The sequence below is a fragment of the Vagococcus sp. genome (genome assembly GCF_036639995.1).
Classification (GTDB): Bacteria; Bacillota; Bacilli; order Lactobacillales; family Vagococcaceae; genus Vagococcus.
Genome location: NZ_JAVWHO010000005.1, coordinates 1 through 15,949, shown reverse-complemented (window position 1 = coordinate 15,949; position 15,949 = coordinate 1). Strand labels below are relative to the sequence as shown.

13 protein-coding genes, 1 pseudogene and 1 riboswitch are annotated in these 15,949 nt (G+C 32.7%); of the genes and pseudogenes, 11 read left to right on the top strand and 3 right to left on the bottom strand.

Features of this window, described 5'->3' with window-relative positions; all coding sequences use genetic code 11:
* The 4 genes and pseudogenes from RR554_RS02900 to RR554_RS02885 form a co-directional block, all read left to right on the top strand.
* Positions 1-339: pseudogene (locus RR554_RS02900) on the top strand (2-amino-4-oxopentanoate thiolase subunit OrtB); the annotation flags it as partial.
* Positions 340-351: 12 nt separating this feature from the next.
* Positions 352-711 (top strand): ornithine aminomutase subunit alpha, encoded by a 360-nt coding sequence (locus RR554_RS02895; RefSeq protein WP_332462797.1) that lies wholly within the window; start codon positions 352-354, stop codon positions 709-711.
* Positions 712-713: 2 nt separating this feature from the next.
* Positions 714-2,933 (top strand): D-ornithine 4,5-aminomutase subunit OraE, encoded by a 2,220-nt coding sequence (gene oraE / locus RR554_RS02890; RefSeq protein ID WP_332467387.1) that lies wholly within the window; start codon positions 714-716, stop codon positions 2,931-2,933.
* Position 2,934: 1 nt separating this feature from the next.
* Entirely contained in the window at positions 2,935-4,338 is a 1,404-nt protein-coding gene (locus RR554_RS02885) for a GlmL-related ornithine degradation protein (protein WP_332462799.1), read from the top strand.
* Between the two features lie 45 nt (positions 4,339-4,383).
* Positions 4,384-4,514, top strand: a riboswitch (cobalamin riboswitch).
* Positions 4,515-4,653: 139 nt separating this feature from the next.
* On the opposite strand, the gene RR554_RS02880 is transcribed toward RR554_RS02885, so the two are convergent.
* Positions 4,654-5,544: a LysR family transcriptional regulator gene (locus RR554_RS02880; RefSeq protein WP_332462800.1), complete on the bottom strand. Its 891-nt coding sequence runs from the start codon at positions 5,542-5,544 to the stop codon at positions 4,654-4,656.
* Positions 5,545-5,737: 193 nt separating this feature from the next.
* On the opposite strand from RR554_RS02880, the gene RR554_RS02875 reads away from it, so the two are divergent.
* From RR554_RS02875 to RR554_RS02855, 5 genes are read left to right on the top strand one after another with little or no spacing between them, the layout of a single operon-like run.
* Positions 5,738-6,649 (top strand): energy-coupling factor transporter transmembrane component T, encoded by a 912-nt coding sequence (locus RR554_RS02875; protein ID WP_332462801.1) that lies wholly within the window; start codon positions 5,738-5,740, stop codon positions 6,647-6,649.
* A complete protein-coding gene (locus RR554_RS02870; RefSeq protein ID WP_332467386.1) occupies positions 6,622-8,307 on the top strand; it encodes an ABC transporter ATP-binding protein in 1,686 nt (561 codons plus the stop codon). Before RR554_RS02875 ends, RR554_RS02870 begins: the two co-directional genes overlap by 28 nt.
* Positions 8,300-8,983 carry an ECF transporter S component gene (locus RR554_RS02865; protein WP_332462803.1) on the top strand — a complete coding sequence of 228 codons (684 nt, stop codon included), beginning with the start codon at positions 8,300-8,302 and terminating at the stop codon, positions 8,981-8,983. The genes RR554_RS02870 and RR554_RS02865 overlap by 8 nt, the downstream gene beginning before the upstream one ends.
* A 16-nt stretch (positions 8,984-8,999) precedes the next feature.
* A complete protein-coding gene (locus RR554_RS02860) occupies positions 9,000-9,419 on the top strand; it encodes a DUF4430 domain-containing protein (RefSeq protein ID WP_332462804.1) in 420 nt (139 codons plus the stop codon).
* Positions 9,420-9,437: 18 nt separating this feature from the next.
* A complete protein-coding gene (locus RR554_RS02855) occupies positions 9,438-10,004 on the top strand; it encodes a cob(I)yrinic acid a,c-diamide adenosyltransferase (RefSeq protein ID WP_332462805.1) in 567 nt (188 codons plus the stop codon).
* A gap of 95 nt (positions 10,005-10,099) precedes the next feature.
* On the opposite strand, the gene RR554_RS02850 is transcribed toward RR554_RS02855, so the two are convergent.
* Entirely contained in the window at positions 10,100-11,449 is a 1,350-nt protein-coding gene (locus RR554_RS02850) for an LPXTG cell wall anchor domain-containing protein (RefSeq protein WP_332462806.1), read from the bottom strand.
* 101 nt (positions 11,450-11,550) lie between these two features.
* Positions 11,551-12,447: a LysR family transcriptional regulator gene (locus tag RR554_RS02845; protein ID WP_332462807.1), complete on the bottom strand. Its 897-nt coding sequence runs from the start codon at positions 12,445-12,447 to the stop codon at positions 11,551-11,553.
* A gap of 117 nt (positions 12,448-12,564) precedes the next feature.
* Here RR554_RS02845 and RR554_RS02840 point away from each other — a divergent pair, with 117 nt between their 5' ends.
* Together RR554_RS02840 and yjeM are read left to right on the top strand one after the other, a co-directional pair.
* Positions 12,565-13,755 carry a coenzyme F420-0:L-glutamate ligase gene (locus tag RR554_RS02840; RefSeq protein ID WP_332467385.1) on the top strand — a complete coding sequence of 397 codons (1,191 nt, stop codon included), beginning with the start codon at positions 12,565-12,567 and terminating at the stop codon, positions 13,753-13,755.
* A 230-nt stretch (positions 13,756-13,985) separates the two neighbouring features.
* A complete protein-coding gene (yjeM, locus tag RR554_RS02835; protein WP_332462809.1) occupies positions 13,986-15,497 on the top strand; it encodes a glutamate/gamma-aminobutyrate family transporter YjeM in 1,512 nt (503 codons plus the stop codon).
* Positions 15,498-15,949: the final 452 nt, after the last annotated feature.

The following is a 15,949-nucleotide window of genomic DNA, read 5'->3' as shown; positions in this document are numbered from 1 at the left end:
ATGGATGAAGATCAAATCATCTTAGTTCAAGAAACAGAATACACAGGAGCTGGTAAAACAGTTCAACCTCAATTATCATTTGCAAGAGAAAATGGTATCGATATTCACTTTGGTAATCCAAGAGATGAAAAACCTGGTGTAACTATTGTTTTACCAGACTCTCCAAAAGCAATTGAAATCAAAGACGTTGATTTAAACAGATTAAAACGTTCAGCAGTTAAAAATGCAACAAAAGGTATTGAAAGAGAATTAACAGCAGAAGAATTTGATTACTTAGCAGAAGAAATCAATGATAGCGTTGAAAAAGTAAAAAGTCTTTTAGAAGAACTAAAAAATTAAGAGGTGACTAGGATGAAAGAAGTAACATTTGAAGAAGCAAGAAAACATCTTGCAGATTTATCAGACGACGAATTGAAAGACCGCTTCTGGGCTTTATCAGAAGAAATTATGGAACCTATGTTAGAAATGGGTAGAGAATACACTTCTCCATCTATCGAACGTTCAGTATTGTTAAGAATGGGCTTTTCATCAATTGAAGCAACAGAAATTGTGAATCGCGTATTAGCTCATGAATTAATGGGTAAAGGTGCAGGACATATTGTTTACCGCATCGCTAAAGAAAAAAATATGGATGTAAGAGAAGCTGGATTAAAATTAAGCGAAGGAGAATATTGGGATGAAGTTCTTAATATTTTCAAGGGAGGTAACTAATAATGTCAGAAACAATTAAATTAGATAAAAATAAAAAATTAGATATTAATGAAATACTTACTGATTTAGAAAACTACCGTCCAAAACGCCGTGGTTGGGTATGGAGAACACCAGTACCAAACTATCAATTACATAAATTTGAATACAAAGATATGGCTGAATCATTAAAACAATATGTGCCACTTCCATCAGCTAAATACTTTGGAAACATTGATCCTCAAGGAACTTCTTCAATTACAACAGAAATTGCATCTGGACGTTTTGAAGATGATATCCGTCGTATGCGTATGGCTGCTTGGCATGGTGCTGACCATATTATGGTTATCAGAACTGCTGGACAATCTCACTTTGAAGGATTAATCGAAGGAACACCTCAAGGAATTGGTGGGATTCCAATTACTAGAAAACAAGTTCGTGCTCAAAGAAAAGCACTAGATGCTATAGAAGAAGAAGTAGGTCGTCCAATTAACTACCATAGTTACGTATCTGGTATTGCTGGACCTGAAGTGGCTGTAATGTTCGCTGAAGAAGGCGTTAACGGAGCCCATCAAGATCCTCAATACAACGTTTTATATCGTAACATTAACATGGTTCGTTCATTTATCGATGCGTGTGAGTCTAAAAAAGTTATGGCTTGGGCTGGAATTGCTCAAATCGATGGCGCTCATAATGCGAACGCTACTGCTCGTGAAGCATGGAAAGTTATGCCAGAATTAATGGTTCAACATGCTCTTAACTCTGTATTCTCATATAAAGTTGGTATGGATAAATCAGATATTTGTTTATCTACAGTACCTCCAACAGCTCCACCAGCACCATCAATGTTCTTAGATTTACCTTATGCAGTTGCATTGCGTGAATTCTTCAGTGAATACCGTATGCGTGCACAACAAAATACTAAGTACATGGAAGCATCAACTCGTGAAGCAACTGTAACTCACGTATTAAACTTATTAATTTCTAAATTAACAAGTGCTGATATTCAATCAACAATTACTCCTGATGAAGGCCGTAATGTTCCTTGGCACATTTATAACGTAGAAGCTGTTGATACTGCTAAACAAGTATTCCAAGGTTTAGATGGATTCAATGAAATGGTTCAATTAAAAGAAGATGGTCCTTTAAGAGAGCAAGCACGTGAAATTAAAGAACGTTCTGTGTTATTCTTAGAAGGAATGATCGAAGCAGGTGGATACTTCCAATCTGTAGAAGATGCATTCTTTGTTGACTCAGGTAACTACCCAGAAAGAAACGAAGATGGTATTTCAAGAAAAATCAACGGTGGTGTTGGAGCAGACACAGTTTACAAACGTGACGAAGATTATATGGCACCAGTTACAGCTCACTTTGGTAACAATAATGTTGCTCAATATGATGAATCAGCTGTTGAAGATCCTTCTAAATTAATTGGTGGATCAACATTTGAAGACCCAGATAAAATTATCTTCATCGATGAATTAGATGAAAATGATAATGTTAACTTACGTTTAGAAGAAACAAAAGAATTCAGAGAAGAAGGTTTAATTAAACCAGAAGCTGAATGGCAAGGTGACGGAACAGTTCTATTAACATTTATGATCCCAGAATCAGCTCGTGTTGCTGAATTTGCAGCTCTTGAAATGGGTAAAAAAATGGGCTTAGAAGATTGCGAAGTTATCAATAAAGAAGTAATGCAAGCAGCTGAAGGTACTCGTATTGAAATGAAAGGTCGTATGCCATTCTCAATCGAAAAAGATTCACTAATTATTCCTGAAGAACCAATTGTAATGTCAGATGAAGAAATTCGTGAAGACATTAAACGTAAGAAAATGGTAATCGTTGCTGGTACTGTCGGCGAAGATGAACATTCAGTTGGATTAAGAGAAATTATTGATATTAAACACGGCGGAATCGAAAGATTTGGAGTAGAAGTACATTACTTAGGTACGAGTGTTCCAGTTGAGAAGTTAGTAGATGCGGCAATCGAAATGAATGCTGACGCTATCTTAGCTTCTACAATCATCAGTCATGATGACATTCACTACAAAAACATGCAACGTATTAACGATTTAGCAATTGAAAAAGGAATCCGTGAAAAGATTATGATCATGGCTGGGGGAACTCAAGTTATTCCTGAAATTGCTGTTAAACACGGTATGGATGCAGCATTTGGACGTGGAAGCAATGGATCTAACGTAGCAACTGCACTTGTTGAAAGACGTCGGGAAATGGAAGAAAAATAGTATGAAAATAGATATCTTGGTTGCAGAAATAGGCTCAACTACAACAGTAGTTAACGCGTTTCATGATATACATACGGATTCACCAGTGTTTGTCGGACAAGGACAAGCAGCAACAACTGTTGAAGAAGGTGACGTTCGTATTGGTTTAGAGAATAGTATTCAGGATTTACAACGAAATTTAAAAGCAGAAACACTGACATATGATGAATTGTTTGCCACTTCATCAGCAGCAGGTGGCTTGAAAATGACGGTTCATGGGTTAGTTTTTGATATGACTGCAAGAGCAGCAAAAGAAGCGGCTTTAGGTGCTGGAGCGATTGTTAAAATGGTAACGGCCGGTAATATGAGAAGAACTGATATTAAAAAAATTCAAGAAGAAAATCCTAACATTATCTTAATCGCAGGCGGCGTTGACTATGGCGAAAGAGAGACCGCATTAAATAATGCTGAAAAATTAGCAGAATTAAATTTACCAATACCAGTTATCTATGCCGGAAATATTGAAAATGATGAAGAAATTAAATTGATTTTTGAAAACTATGACAATGATTTGTATGTTGTAGAAAATGTTTTTCCGAAAATTGATGAATTAAATGTTGAACCTACAAGAGAAGTGATTCAAGATACTTTTGAAAAACATATCGTGCATGCTCCTGGAATGGAGCATGTGTACGATCTTGTGAATGGGACGATTACTCCCACTCCAGCTGCGGTAATGAATTTAAGCAAACTTATTCATGAAAGAATAGGTGATGTATTGGTTATTGATGTAGGTGGGGCAACAACAGATGTTCACTCTGTAACGGAAGGAACAGAGGCGATTTCTAAAATTCAAGTTGCACCTGAACCATTAGCAAAACGTACAGTAGAAGGAGATTTAGGTCTCTATGTTAATAAAGAAAATGTGATTGATTTAATTGGCGAGGAAGAATTAATCAAGCAAGGATTTGATTTGGACGTTTTTAGAAATGAATATCATTCAATTCCTAAAAATGATGAAGAAAAAAGACTAGTTGAAGTTCTATCTGAAGCAGCCACGTTGACTGCTGTTGAAAGACATGCTGGACAAATTAGATATGTATATGGACCAACAGGTAGATCCACACTTGCCCAAGGGAAAGACTTATCTAATGTTAAGTTTGTCATTGGAACAGGAGGTGCTTTAACTAGACTACCAAACGGACCAGACATTTTGAAAAAGATACCTAAGGATAAAAAATCGAAATCACCGATTCTTCTTCCTACTGGATCAGTTAAAGTCTTAATTGATCACAATTATATAATGGCTTCACTAGGTGTGTTGGCCTTTAAATATGAAGAGGCTGCTTTGAAATTACTTGAGCGCTCATTTGGCGAAGATGTTTTCCAAGAAGCAGCTAAAGAGCAACAATCAAAGGAAGTTTAGCAAAAGCCTTTCAAAAATTGCTAAGATGAGTTATAATTAGCTATATCATTATTTTAGAATATATCGTTCATTTATGAATGACAATGGAAGTTGGTGAGAAACCAGCGCTGTACCCGCAACTGTGAAAACATCAGTGATGTTTAAGTCAGGAACATTGTTAATATTCTAAAATCACTTTTTCGGGAGTAGAGAAGTGGCAATTCATGTTAATTATCATGAGCCACTTTGTTGTATACAAAGTGGCTCATTTTTGCTTTTTTAGGCAAAAAAAAGTTCTTTTACCGGCAAGTAAAAGAACTTGAATAATATAATAAGTTAAGCCCATTTAATCGTTTGTAGTTTTGGGGCATTGTGGATGCCTTGTTGACAAACAAGATTAAACAAAGTTGAAATGGTTTGATTCGTGTAGTTTGATTTATTCATTATTACTTGAACTTGCTCTTCTTTTGCGATGACTTCAATAATTTTGATTGTACCAGAATCAATATGCTGTTGAAGTCTACCCGTTCTAACAATACCGAGCATTTTTCCAGAAAGAATAGCTTCTTGTACAATTTCATCACTGGTGGTGTTAATGATGGTCGGTTGATTGAGGGTTTGTTGAAAGGTGTTATCATAGTTATAATATTCTGACTGATCGATAATAATTGGATAATTAGCAAAATAATCTTCTAATTGATAATTTTGCTTATATATAGAATGATGGATACAAAGTGCAGCACTCTCAAATCCAATAGGTTGAGCAATGATATCGGAACTGGCTATCTTTCCAGTGATAATGCCGACATCAACTTCATTTTTTAGAATTTTACTAATAGTGTCTTCGTTGTTTGAGCCTTTTAAGGTAAAATTAACAGTTGGAGTGATACGACTCATTTTAGTAATTGCTGGCATGAAATAACGGAATCCATAGTAATCATGACCTTGAAGTTTTAAAGAAATATGGTTGCCGTGATCAGGTGAAATATTTTTAATTAAATTAATTTCTTTTAAAATATTAATTGATCTTTTGTAAAGTTCTTCACCGGCATAGGTTAAAATATATTTTCCGTTCTTCTTCATCAGAAGTGTACTACCAAGCTCAGCTTCTAAACTCTGGATATGTTTAGTTATTGTCGGCTGTGAATAATTAAGCTTAATAGCAGCTTTGGTCATGTTCAATTCTTCCGCTACAACTTGAAAGGTTTGTAACGTTCTAATTTCCAATAATATCCCCTCCTATTTAATTAAATGGTACACGTTATATTATAACTTAAAAAGGCTAAACAGTAAACGCTTTCTCATGTGAAGCTTATTTTTTTGCCCATTTTTAATTATATTAGAAAAAGAATAGTGACTATTCTAATATTTTAAGAGATAATGGCTTAGTCAATATATAATAAAGAGAAGGATGGTTATAATGAAATCCTTAAATAAACAATATTTTTATCATTTTCATCCGCTAATAGTTTTCTTTTATTTTTGTTCTGTTTTAACAATCATTATGTTTTCGGTTAATCCTATTGTTCGTTTGATAACTCTGATGATTGGTCTATATACTCAGTGGCGCTTAGAAGGTGTGGAGCAAATAAAAAAAGATTTACAGTGGTTAAGTTTAATACTCATATTTTCAACTCTGGGGAATTTTTTATTTATTCATACGGGTCGAACTATATTATTTGAGTGGACAATAAATGCGAGCAAATCCTATCGTTTTACTTTTGAAGCCTTATTTTATGGCTTTTCGTTTGGTTTGATGATGTTTTCTATTTTTATTTGGTTTCGTCTCTTTTCTTATTCATTTAATAGTGAGAAAATACTATATTTATTTGGAAAAAGAATGCCAAAAATATCTTTAGTTTTATCGATGATTCTAAGGTTTATACCTCTTTATCAAGCAGAAGTATCTAATATAAGATTAGCACAAAAAGGTTTAGGTGTGGCAAGTGACGGTGAATCAAATAAAAAGATGGAAAAGGAATACCAAACATTTTTGAGTTTATTTGGTTGGTCACTAGAAAGAGCTGTTATTACGTCTGATTCAATGAATGCGCGTGGCTATGGATTGAAAAATAGAACTCAGTATCAATCCTATACCTTTCAAAGAAGAGATGTTTTCTTAACATTAAGTGTAGGTATTCTTTTAGCAGGGTATTATTACTGTTCAGTTCAAGATGCTTTTTCTTTTTACTATTATCCGAGGTTGAGATTAAATAGTGTCGAAGGAACATCCATTATAGGTTATGTGATAATTGGTTGTTTAATGAGTCTACCGCTATTTATTGAAGTAAAGGAGAGAGTACGATGGATATACTTACAATGGAAAATGTAAACTTTCAATATGAAGATAGTACACAATTTATGTTGGAAAATATTAATTTTAATGTTAAAAAAGGCGATTTTATTGTTTTAATGGGTGCGTCAGGTAGTGGTAAGAGTACACTGTTAAAATTATTGAAAAAAGAACTTGTGACAAATGGCTTAATGAGTGGAAAAATTCTTTTTGAAAACAAATTACTCTCAGAACTATCAGATAGTGATGCAGCAAGTAAGATTGGTTATGTGATGCAAGATCCTGAGGCTCAAATTGTAACTGATAAAGTTTGGTCTGAGCTTGCCTTTGGATTAGAAAATATAGGAATGCCTAGAGAAATCATAAGAAGTCGTATCGGAGAAATGGCAAATTATTTCGGTATTCATCATTGGTATCAAAAAGATGTATCAGAACTCTCAGGTGGACAAAAGCAACTACTTAATTTAGCGTCGGTTTTAGTCATGCAACCTGAAATCGTAGTATTAGATGAACCTACCGCTCAACTTGACCCAATTGCAGCTTTGGACTTTTTGCGAACTCTTAAACGAATTAATACAGAATTAAATACAACAATTATTTTAGCGGAGCATTATTTAGAAGAAGTATTTGGTATGGCAGACAAATTACTTCTAATCGAGAACGGTAGATTAGCCTTATTTGATACGCCATTTGTTGTTGCAAAAGAACTACTTAAAAATGAGGAGAAAGCAGAGAGTCTGCCTTCACCGATTCGGTTACATCATTTGTTTGGTGTAGAAAAAGAATATCCTTTAACAATTAGTGATGGAATCAGAATGGTTAATGATTTTTTTGAAAAAAAAGGCATTGCTGACATGATACCTAAAACAGAATCGTTTAACGTAGATAATAAGGTAGTCATTGATTTGAAACATGTTTCTTTCAAGTACAGTAGATTAGCACAAGATATTTTGTATGATGTGAATTTAGAATTGTATAAAGGGGAAGTTTTTTGTATTTTAGGTGGGAATGGAGCAGGGAAAAGTACGTTATTAAAAGTTATGAGTGGTTTAATGCTTCCATACCAAGGAAAAGTTAAGCTAAACGGGAAGAAAATAAAATCTTCTAAAAATAATCAAATCAAGTATGGACAAGAAGTAGTTTACTTACCCCAACAGCCGTTATCGATGTTTGTCAAAGAAACTGTTAGAGCAGATTATGAGTCATTTTTAGAGACGATGGGTTATACTGAAACAGATGAAATAATTGATAATGTTGTTAACTGGTTTAAAATATCTCACTTATTAGAAAAGCATCCTTACGATTTAAGCGGTGGAGAATTGCAGTTAGTTGCCTTGGCAAAAGTGTTGTTACTAAATCCTGATATATTGTTTCTTGATGAGCCAACAAAAGGCGTTGATACTCAAAATAAGAAAAAGATAATGAAGTTATTGAAGGAATTCTCTCAAAAAGGAAAATCAGTAGTTATTGTGACTCATGATGTTGATTTTTCAGCTAAAATTGCTGATCGATGTGGTTTATTTTTTGATAAACAAATGATTTCTATCTCTGATCCGATTACCTTCTTTTCAAATAATTATTTTTATACAACGCCGATTAATAAAATGGTCAAACCTCATTTACCCAATGTGATTACGTTTGATCAAGCAGAAGAGTCATGGCATAGTATTCGAGAAGGATTGACTACAAATGGTTAAGTTAAAAGGATCAATACGATGGATTGGGTTAATCGTATTTAGTTTAATCATCATGTATTATTTTTATCGGAACAATCGTTATAATTTACTTTCTCTTTATGTTGTCATCATTTCTTTTGTTCCTTTTTTTCATTCGTTTGAAAAAAAAGAAATGGCGACAAGAGAATTAGTGCTAATAGCTGTTATGACTGCTACGGCAGTTGTATCAAAAATCATATTCTTTTTTACACCGTCTGTTAATCCTTTAGTATCCATTGTGATTATTTCAGGAATTCAGTTTGGTCCTTTGTTTGGTTTCATGGTTGGAGCGCTATCTCCTTTTGTTGCGAATATGATGTTCACTCAAGGACCATGGACACCTTTTCAAATGTTGACAACAGGTTTAATAGGTGTAATAGCAGGAAGTAAATGGGTGAAAAAATCAGAAAATAATCGATTTGTCATTAGTTCGTTAGCTGTTTTCTCAGGAATTCTTTATTCCTTATTAATGGATATTTGGACAGTCTTGTCAATAGATGGTATTTTCACGTGGACTCGCTATTTGACAGTCTTAGTTCCAGCGATTCCATTTACCATAACGTATATGGTGTCTAATGCAGTATTTACAAATATTTTAATCAAACCGTTAAGCACGAAGATTAGGCGTGTTAAACAAAAATATGGTTTAAAAAATTAAGAAAGTTGGAAAACAAATGAAAAAATTAGTAGGATTAGTTGTATTATTAGTAGCATTAACAGGATGTGGCTCAAAAGCGGCAGACACAACAAAAGAAAGTAATACTAAACAATCAAGTACAGAAGTAGTGGCTTCATCAGAAAAACAAGAACAAGGTGTAACCGTTACTTTACAAGAAGACGGTAAAGAAATCAGTTCAAAAGAAATTGACATTAAAGATGGAGCTCTTTTAGGCGATATTATGGCTGATAATTTTGAAGTGGCTGAAGAAAATAGCATGATTTCTTCAATTGATGGTAAAAAACAAGATACAAAAGCTCAAAAATTCTGGATTTATACTGTTAATGGTAAAGAAGCAGAAGTTGGGGCAAATGAATATAAGTTAAAAGTTGGAGATAAAGTTGTTTGGAACCTATCTAAATTTGAAATGAAATAATATAAGGGAAGTGACAACATGAAAATGTATACTAAAGGTGGAGACAAAGGTAAAACAAGTTTGATTGGTGGTAAACGTGTTAATAAAGGAAACCTACGAGTAGAAGCTTATGGCACAACTGATGAAATTAATTCCCATGTTGGTTTAAGTATTTGTGAGGTTAAAAAACTTAAGAATAGTGACACGTTAGTCGCTGAATTAATTGAAGTTCAAAACTATTTGTTTGATTGTGGCACAGATTTAGCTAATGTTTCAGATGAAATGCCTTTTATTATTACTAAAGAGCATATTGCTTGGTTAGAAGAAAAAATCGATCAGCATGAAGAAGAACTACCAAAGATCGAACGATTTATTTTACCTGGTGGTAATGAAGCAAGTTGCCATTTACATGTTGCAAGAACGGTAACAAGAAGAGCAGAAAGAGTCGTTGCTACTTTGATTAAAGAAGAAGAAGAAATTTCTTCTCATGCTTTTAAATTTTTGAACCGTTTATCTGATTATTTCTTTGTGGTTGCTAGAGTAGCCAATCATTTAGGGGAAGAAGAAGAGCATTTTTATGAAAGAAGTCAGATTGTTTTTCATTAAAATAAGTTAGCAAAGAGAGAACTGAGTAATCAGTTCTTTTTTTATACAAAAAAACCTATACAGAGGGTTAGTCTGTATAGGTAATAGTTTTCTAATTATGCTTCATCATCATCATTTTTCTTTTTTTTCATAAAAAAGATGATACCAACAATAGCGATGACAATAATACCGATGATTCCTGCAAAACGCATTTTTTCTTCACCAGTTTGTGGTAATTTTTTAACAGGTGCATATTCCTTTTTGCTAACTGGAGCGTATTCTTTTTGGTTAGAACCAGTTTCTGAAAAATCAACTTTTAACTTACCTGTAGTTATTTGAATTAATTGTTCAGGATATTTTTTTTGTAATTCAGCTAAAGATGTGTCTGAAATAGTAAAGGTTGGGTCAACATCTCCACGGCCAGCTTTTTTAGCTTTCCAATTTCCATCAGCATCTAAAGAAAAATAGTCATCATTTTTAACTTCTTGAAATTTACCAGTAATTTTCACGCCTTCAACATCTTGAAACTCTAACTTTCCACCAGCATTAATTTTAGATGTTAATGTTGGTGTTTTGTAAGTTAGTGCGATTACTTTAGTATTAATAGAAGCATCAATATTTTTATATTCTGTTTTAATGTTTTTAGTTTCAGATAATTTTTTGAAGTTAGTGTCTTCTTTGTCTAAAACGAAATCAACTTTTTGAGTAAATTTAGTTTCTTTATTTGTTGCCGGAATGGTAAATGTACCATCAGAACCAAGAACAATTTTATTAGCTTTGTCATTTTTTAATTCAGTAAAAGTAGCTTTTAGCTCAGTGTTCTCATGTGTAACGACTAATTTGTTACCTTTATTTTTTACTGCTACATCTAAAGCTACAGGATCAACGGTTGGGTCAATGATAGGTTTAGGATCAGTAAAGTTAACAGTGATTTTGTCAGTTTTGATTGTTTTGTTATAAGCATCATCAAATGTTTCACTAGGGAACATAGCAGACAACACTTTTTTTGTATCTTCGTCTTTAAGATTTGGTTTGAAATCTAATTGAATTTCTTTTTTGTCTGTTTTGTTTAGAGCAGTCCAATTACCATCTTTATCAAATTTGATAAAATCATTTTTTTCTAGTAATTCGAATGTTCCTTTTAGTTCAACTTCTCGTTCTTTTTCTTTTTCATTATTAGCTGTTTCATCGACAAGTTTAATTTTTGCCAATTTAATCTTGCCAGAATCACCTTTTTTACCACTAATTTCATTACTTTCAACTTTTAATGTTTTGGTTATGACTGGTGATGTATTTTCTTTCGTTTCTTTTGCTTCTGTTGAGCTAGCAGTTGTATTTGCTTTGTTAACAACTTCGGAACTTGAACTATGTTGGGTATCTTCAGCGTTAACAAATGATGCTCCTCCAATTAAAAGTGGAACACAAGCTAAAACAACAGCTGATAAACGTAATGTACTTTTTTTCATGTAATTCGCTCCTTTAAAATTAATCATAAACTATTACACTATATTATACATTAAAATCATAAAAAGTTAAATAGTTATTTTATTATTGGTTTTGAATATAACTAATCGACTTTTGTGTCATTGACAATCAAATGAACAAATTTCTGTGAAGCTAAGGAGAGAGACACACTTTTTAAATAGCAAATACCAATCGAGCGTTTTGGAATAGACTCAGTAAGTTTTATTTCTTTTAAAAGACCTTGTTCTATATATGCTTTAGAAAACTCACGTGTCACACAAGCAATACCTAAGTTTATTTTAGCGAAATCTAAAAGCAAATCATGGGAACCAAGTTCGAACTCAGGTTTTAAAGATAGGCCTTTTTCTTTCAAAAAATTATCAACAAAACGTCTTGAAACAGACTCTTGATCTAAACAAATGATAGGGTATGTTAGTATTTCTTCTATTGTAGTTGTTTTACTAAATGAATTGTTATAGTTTGAACCATAAACAAAGGTATCTTGAATATCAGCACAGATTATTTTTTCAAGTTTGTCATCATCAATTGGAAAGTTACAAATAGCAATATCAATTTTACCTTGTTTTAAAATATCAATTAGTTCAGAGGTAGTTCCATTAATTAATTTAAAAGAAATGTCAGGATATTGGTAGTGAAAGGATTCCAGAAAGGGCAATAAAAAGTATCTAGAAATGGTATCACCTACGCCAATTGCGATTTTACCTCCCTTCAATAATTTGAATTCTTCCAATTTTTTTTCGCCTGAATCTAGTAAATTTAACGCAGAATGAACATAGTCGTACAAATGTTTTCCTTCTTCGGTTAAACTAACACCCTGAGGGCTCCGATTGAAAAGCCGAATAGCGAGCTCTTCTTCTAAAATTGAAATAGATTGACTAACAGCGGGTTGGGTTAAATAAAGACTTTTGGCAGCTTTTGAAAAGCTGTTGTGCTGTGATACTTCATAAAATATTCGATACAAATCTAGTTTGTTCACCATATAAATTCTCCTTATATCTCATATAGTAGATATTAATTTTACTTATATCACAAAAAAAGGTATAGTACAAGAGTAGAAAAGTTGAGATGTAGAAGACATCATGAAGGAGCGAGTCTATTGGAACGCACAGTTGGAACAATTACTAGAGGGTTACGTTGCCCAATTATTAATGAGGGAGACAACATTGAAAAAATCGTTGTAGATAGTGTTTTAAAGGCTTCAAATGCAGAAGGATTTTCAATTGAAGATAAAGATATTGTTGCAGTTACTGAATCTATTGTTGCCAGAGCACAAGGGAATTACGCGTCAATTGATCAAATTGCAAAAGACGTAGCAAACAAATTTGGCGAAACAACAGTAGGTGTTATTTTCCCGATTTTTAGTCGTAATCGTTTTTCAAATTGTTTACGTGGTATTGCTAGAGGAGCAAAAAAAGTTGTCATCATGATGAGTTATCCATCTGATGAAGTTGGCAACCACATTGTGTCCTTAGATAAGTTAGATGAAAAAGGAATCAATCCTTGGACAGATGTTTTAGATGAAAAACAATTTAGAGAATTATTTGGTTATAATAAACACACGTTTACTGGTGTGGATTATATTGAATATTATAAAGAACTTGTTGCCGGTGAAGGTGCTGAATGTGAAGTTATTTTCTCACAAAAGCCAAAAACAATTCTTGATTACACAAAAAATGTGTTAACATGTGATATTCATACACGTTACCGTACTAAACGTATTTTGGAAAACAGTGGCGCTGAAAAAGTCTATACTTTAGATGATATTTTATCAGAATCAGTTGATGGTAGTGGTTTTAATGAAAATTATGGTTTACTTGGTTCTAATAAATCAACTGAAGAAGCTGTTAAATTATTCCCGAGAGAATGTCAGCCAGTGGTTGAAACTATTCAAGATATGTTAAAAGAAGCAACTGGAAAAACTGTTGAAGTCATGGTTTATGGAGATGGAGCTTTTAAAGATCCTGTTGGAAAAATTTGGGAATTAGCTGACCCAGTTGTTTCACCGGCTTTTACAACTGGGTTAGAAGGTACGCCAAATGAAGTGAAATTAAAATATTTAGCTGATAATAATTTTTCCGATTTACGTGGAGCTGATTTGGAAGCGGCAATTAAGATACACATTGATGAAAAAGAAGCTGATTTAACAGGTTCAATGGAAGCTCAAGGAACAACACCAAGACAGCTAACAGATTTAATTGGTTCATTAGCGGACTTAACATCAGGTAGTGGCGACAAAGGAACACCAATCGTATTTATTCAAGGCTACTTTGATAACTTTACAAAATAATTAAAACAACTAATGATTGAGATAGAATGTTAAATAATTCTATCTCGATTTTTTTGTATAAAAATAAGCAAAAAAATGAATAAACGAGTAAAAATGAAAAGTTACTGAAAAATTCATTAAAAAAGTACCATGAGAGTCCAAATGAGTTTTTTTTGTTTTAAAATAAACCTTGTCGTTTTAATTTCGAATGTATCGAAGAGATGATCAAAAATTTTTGAGGAGTTTTTTAAGTGGACGATGAACAGATTAAAGGGAAGAAACTATCGTTAACAGCACTGATATTAATGATTTTTACTTCTGTTTTTGGCTTTGCAAACATTGTGAGAGCCTATTATCTAATGGGATATGCTTCTATTATTTGGTATATTTTAGCAGCAGTAACGTTCTTTTTACCTTTTGCTTTTATGCTTTCAGAGTTTGGAGCAGCATTTAAAGATCAAAAGGGTGGCATTTATTCTTGGATGGCTGAATCAGTTAATCCTAAGTTTTCATTTGTAGGAACGGTTATGTGGTACGCTTCAAATATTATTTGGATGGTGAGTACAGGTATTTCAATCTGGATACCTTTATCAAACGGAATATTTGGCGTTGATAAAACCCAAAGTTGGTCATTTTTCGGTTTGGATAGCGTTCAAAGTTTGGGGCTTTTGGGAGCTCTTTGGATATTATTTATTACGATTATATCTTGCAAGGGATTAGATAAAATAGAAAAAATTACTAATGTTGGTGGCGTTGCAGTTGCTCTTTTAAACGTCGTATTAATACTTGTTGGTATTTTTATTTTGATTATGAACAAAGGTCAGCTGGCAGAACCAGTTACTGTTGCTAGCTTTATTAAATCACCTAACCCTGATTATGGTTCGATTATTTCTGTTTTTAGTTTTCTAGTGTTTGCCATTTTTGCATATGGTGGTTTAGAGATAATTGGTGGATTAGTTGATGAAACAGAAAATGCAGAGGTTAATTTTCCAAAAGGAATTAAAATCTCAGCGATTGTTATTACTTTAGGTTATGCAGTTGGTATCTTTATCATGGGGATTTTTACTAATTGGTCATTTACGTTTACTGAATTTTCTGATGCGGATATTACGCTTGGAAATGTTGCTTATGTTGCGATGAACAATATGGGGTATCAATTAGGCTTAACTTTAGATTTAGCCGAACCAGTTGCAGTTCAAATGGGTGTTTGGATGGGGAGATATATCGGTATCTCTATGTTTCTTGCTTTGACTGGTTCTTTCTTTACCTTGGCATTTTCTCCTTTAAAACAATTAATCGAAGGAACGCCAAAAGAAATTTGGCCTAAAAAATGGACAAAAACTAAGAATGGTTTACCTGTTTATGCAATGTATGTTCAAGCAGCAGTAGTTATTTCTATTATTTTATTTGTTTCTTTTGGTGGCAAAGGAGCTAAAGAATTTTTTGAAATCATCATTTCGATGACAAATGTCTCTGTAAGTATTCCTTATATGTTTATTGTCATTGCCTTTTACGGATTTAAGAAGAAAGAGCACATTCATAAACCTTTTGTTATCTTCAAATCAAAAAACTCATATAAAATTGTTGTTCCAATTGTCACTTTTGTAATTGGATTTGCCAATCTTTTTACAATAATAGAACCGTCACTACATGGTAAGTATGATGAGACATTTTTCTCAATATTAGGACCTATTTTCTTTTGTTTAGTGGCATTACTTATGTACCATCGTTATGAGAAAAAAATGAAAAAAGAAGCCCAGTAATGCTGGGAAATAAAAATATTAGACGATTCGGAGTAGTGAAAACTACTCCTTTTTTGTTTTTCTAGAGGTATATTTGAATAGACATTTCTATCAATTAATTAAGAAATTTTAAAACAAATAGAATTTGGTCATTATTCTTTTTCTACATCTTGTGAGAATTAATAAGATTCATCATTTTTATATCTTTCTTTTTTAATTAGATTTTTCATTAATTATTTCTGATAAAACTTACAATTTTATATTATTCGGATTTACTAAAGCTAAACATTATAAATAGTTAAAATGATTCCGTGTTTAGTTAAAGAATATTTTTTTTTAAAATGTTTATTAGTTGGTATGTATTAAACCTAGGTTTATATACGTAATGCTACTATAAAAATCTTAACAAATAATAAATACTCAAATTTATTTGGATAATCACTTTGGTAAAATGATCATTAAAGCTTACAAAA

What these genes read in the sequence shown, in the direction of transcription:
- RR554_RS02895 (WP_332462797.1), top strand. Translation starts at nt 352, where the DNA reads ATGAAAGAAGTAACATTTGAAGAAGCAAGAAAACATCTTGCAGATTTA.
- oraE (WP_332467387.1), top strand. Translation starts at nt 714, where the DNA reads ATGTCAGAAACAATTAAATTAGATAAAAATAAAAAATTAGATATTAAT.
- RR554_RS02885 (WP_332462799.1), top strand. Translation starts at nt 2,935, where the DNA reads ATGAAAATAGATATCTTGGTTGCAGAAATAGGCTCAACTACAACAGTA.
- RR554_RS02875 (WP_332462801.1), top strand. Translation starts at nt 5,738, where the DNA reads ATGAAATCCTTAAATAAACAATATTTTTATCATTTTCATCCGCTAATA.
- RR554_RS02870 (WP_332467386.1), top strand. Translation starts at nt 6,622, where the DNA reads ATGGATATACTTACAATGGAAAATGTAAACTTTCAATATGAAGATAGT.
- RR554_RS02865 (WP_332462803.1), top strand. Translation starts at nt 8,300, where the DNA reads ATGGTTAAGTTAAAAGGATCAATACGATGGATTGGGTTAATCGTATTT.
- RR554_RS02860 (WP_332462804.1), top strand. Translation starts at nt 9,000, where the DNA reads ATGAAAAAATTAGTAGGATTAGTTGTATTATTAGTAGCATTAACAGGA.
- RR554_RS02855 (WP_332462805.1), top strand. Translation starts at nt 9,438, where the DNA reads ATGAAAATGTATACTAAAGGTGGAGACAAAGGTAAAACAAGTTTGATT.
- RR554_RS02850 (WP_332462806.1), bottom strand. Translation starts at nt 11,449, where the DNA reads ATGAAAAAAAGTACATTACGTTTATCAGCTGTTGTTTTAGCTTGTGTT.
- RR554_RS02845 (WP_332462807.1), bottom strand. Translation starts at nt 12,447, where the DNA reads ATGGTGAACAAACTAGATTTGTATCGAATATTTTATGAAGTATCACAG.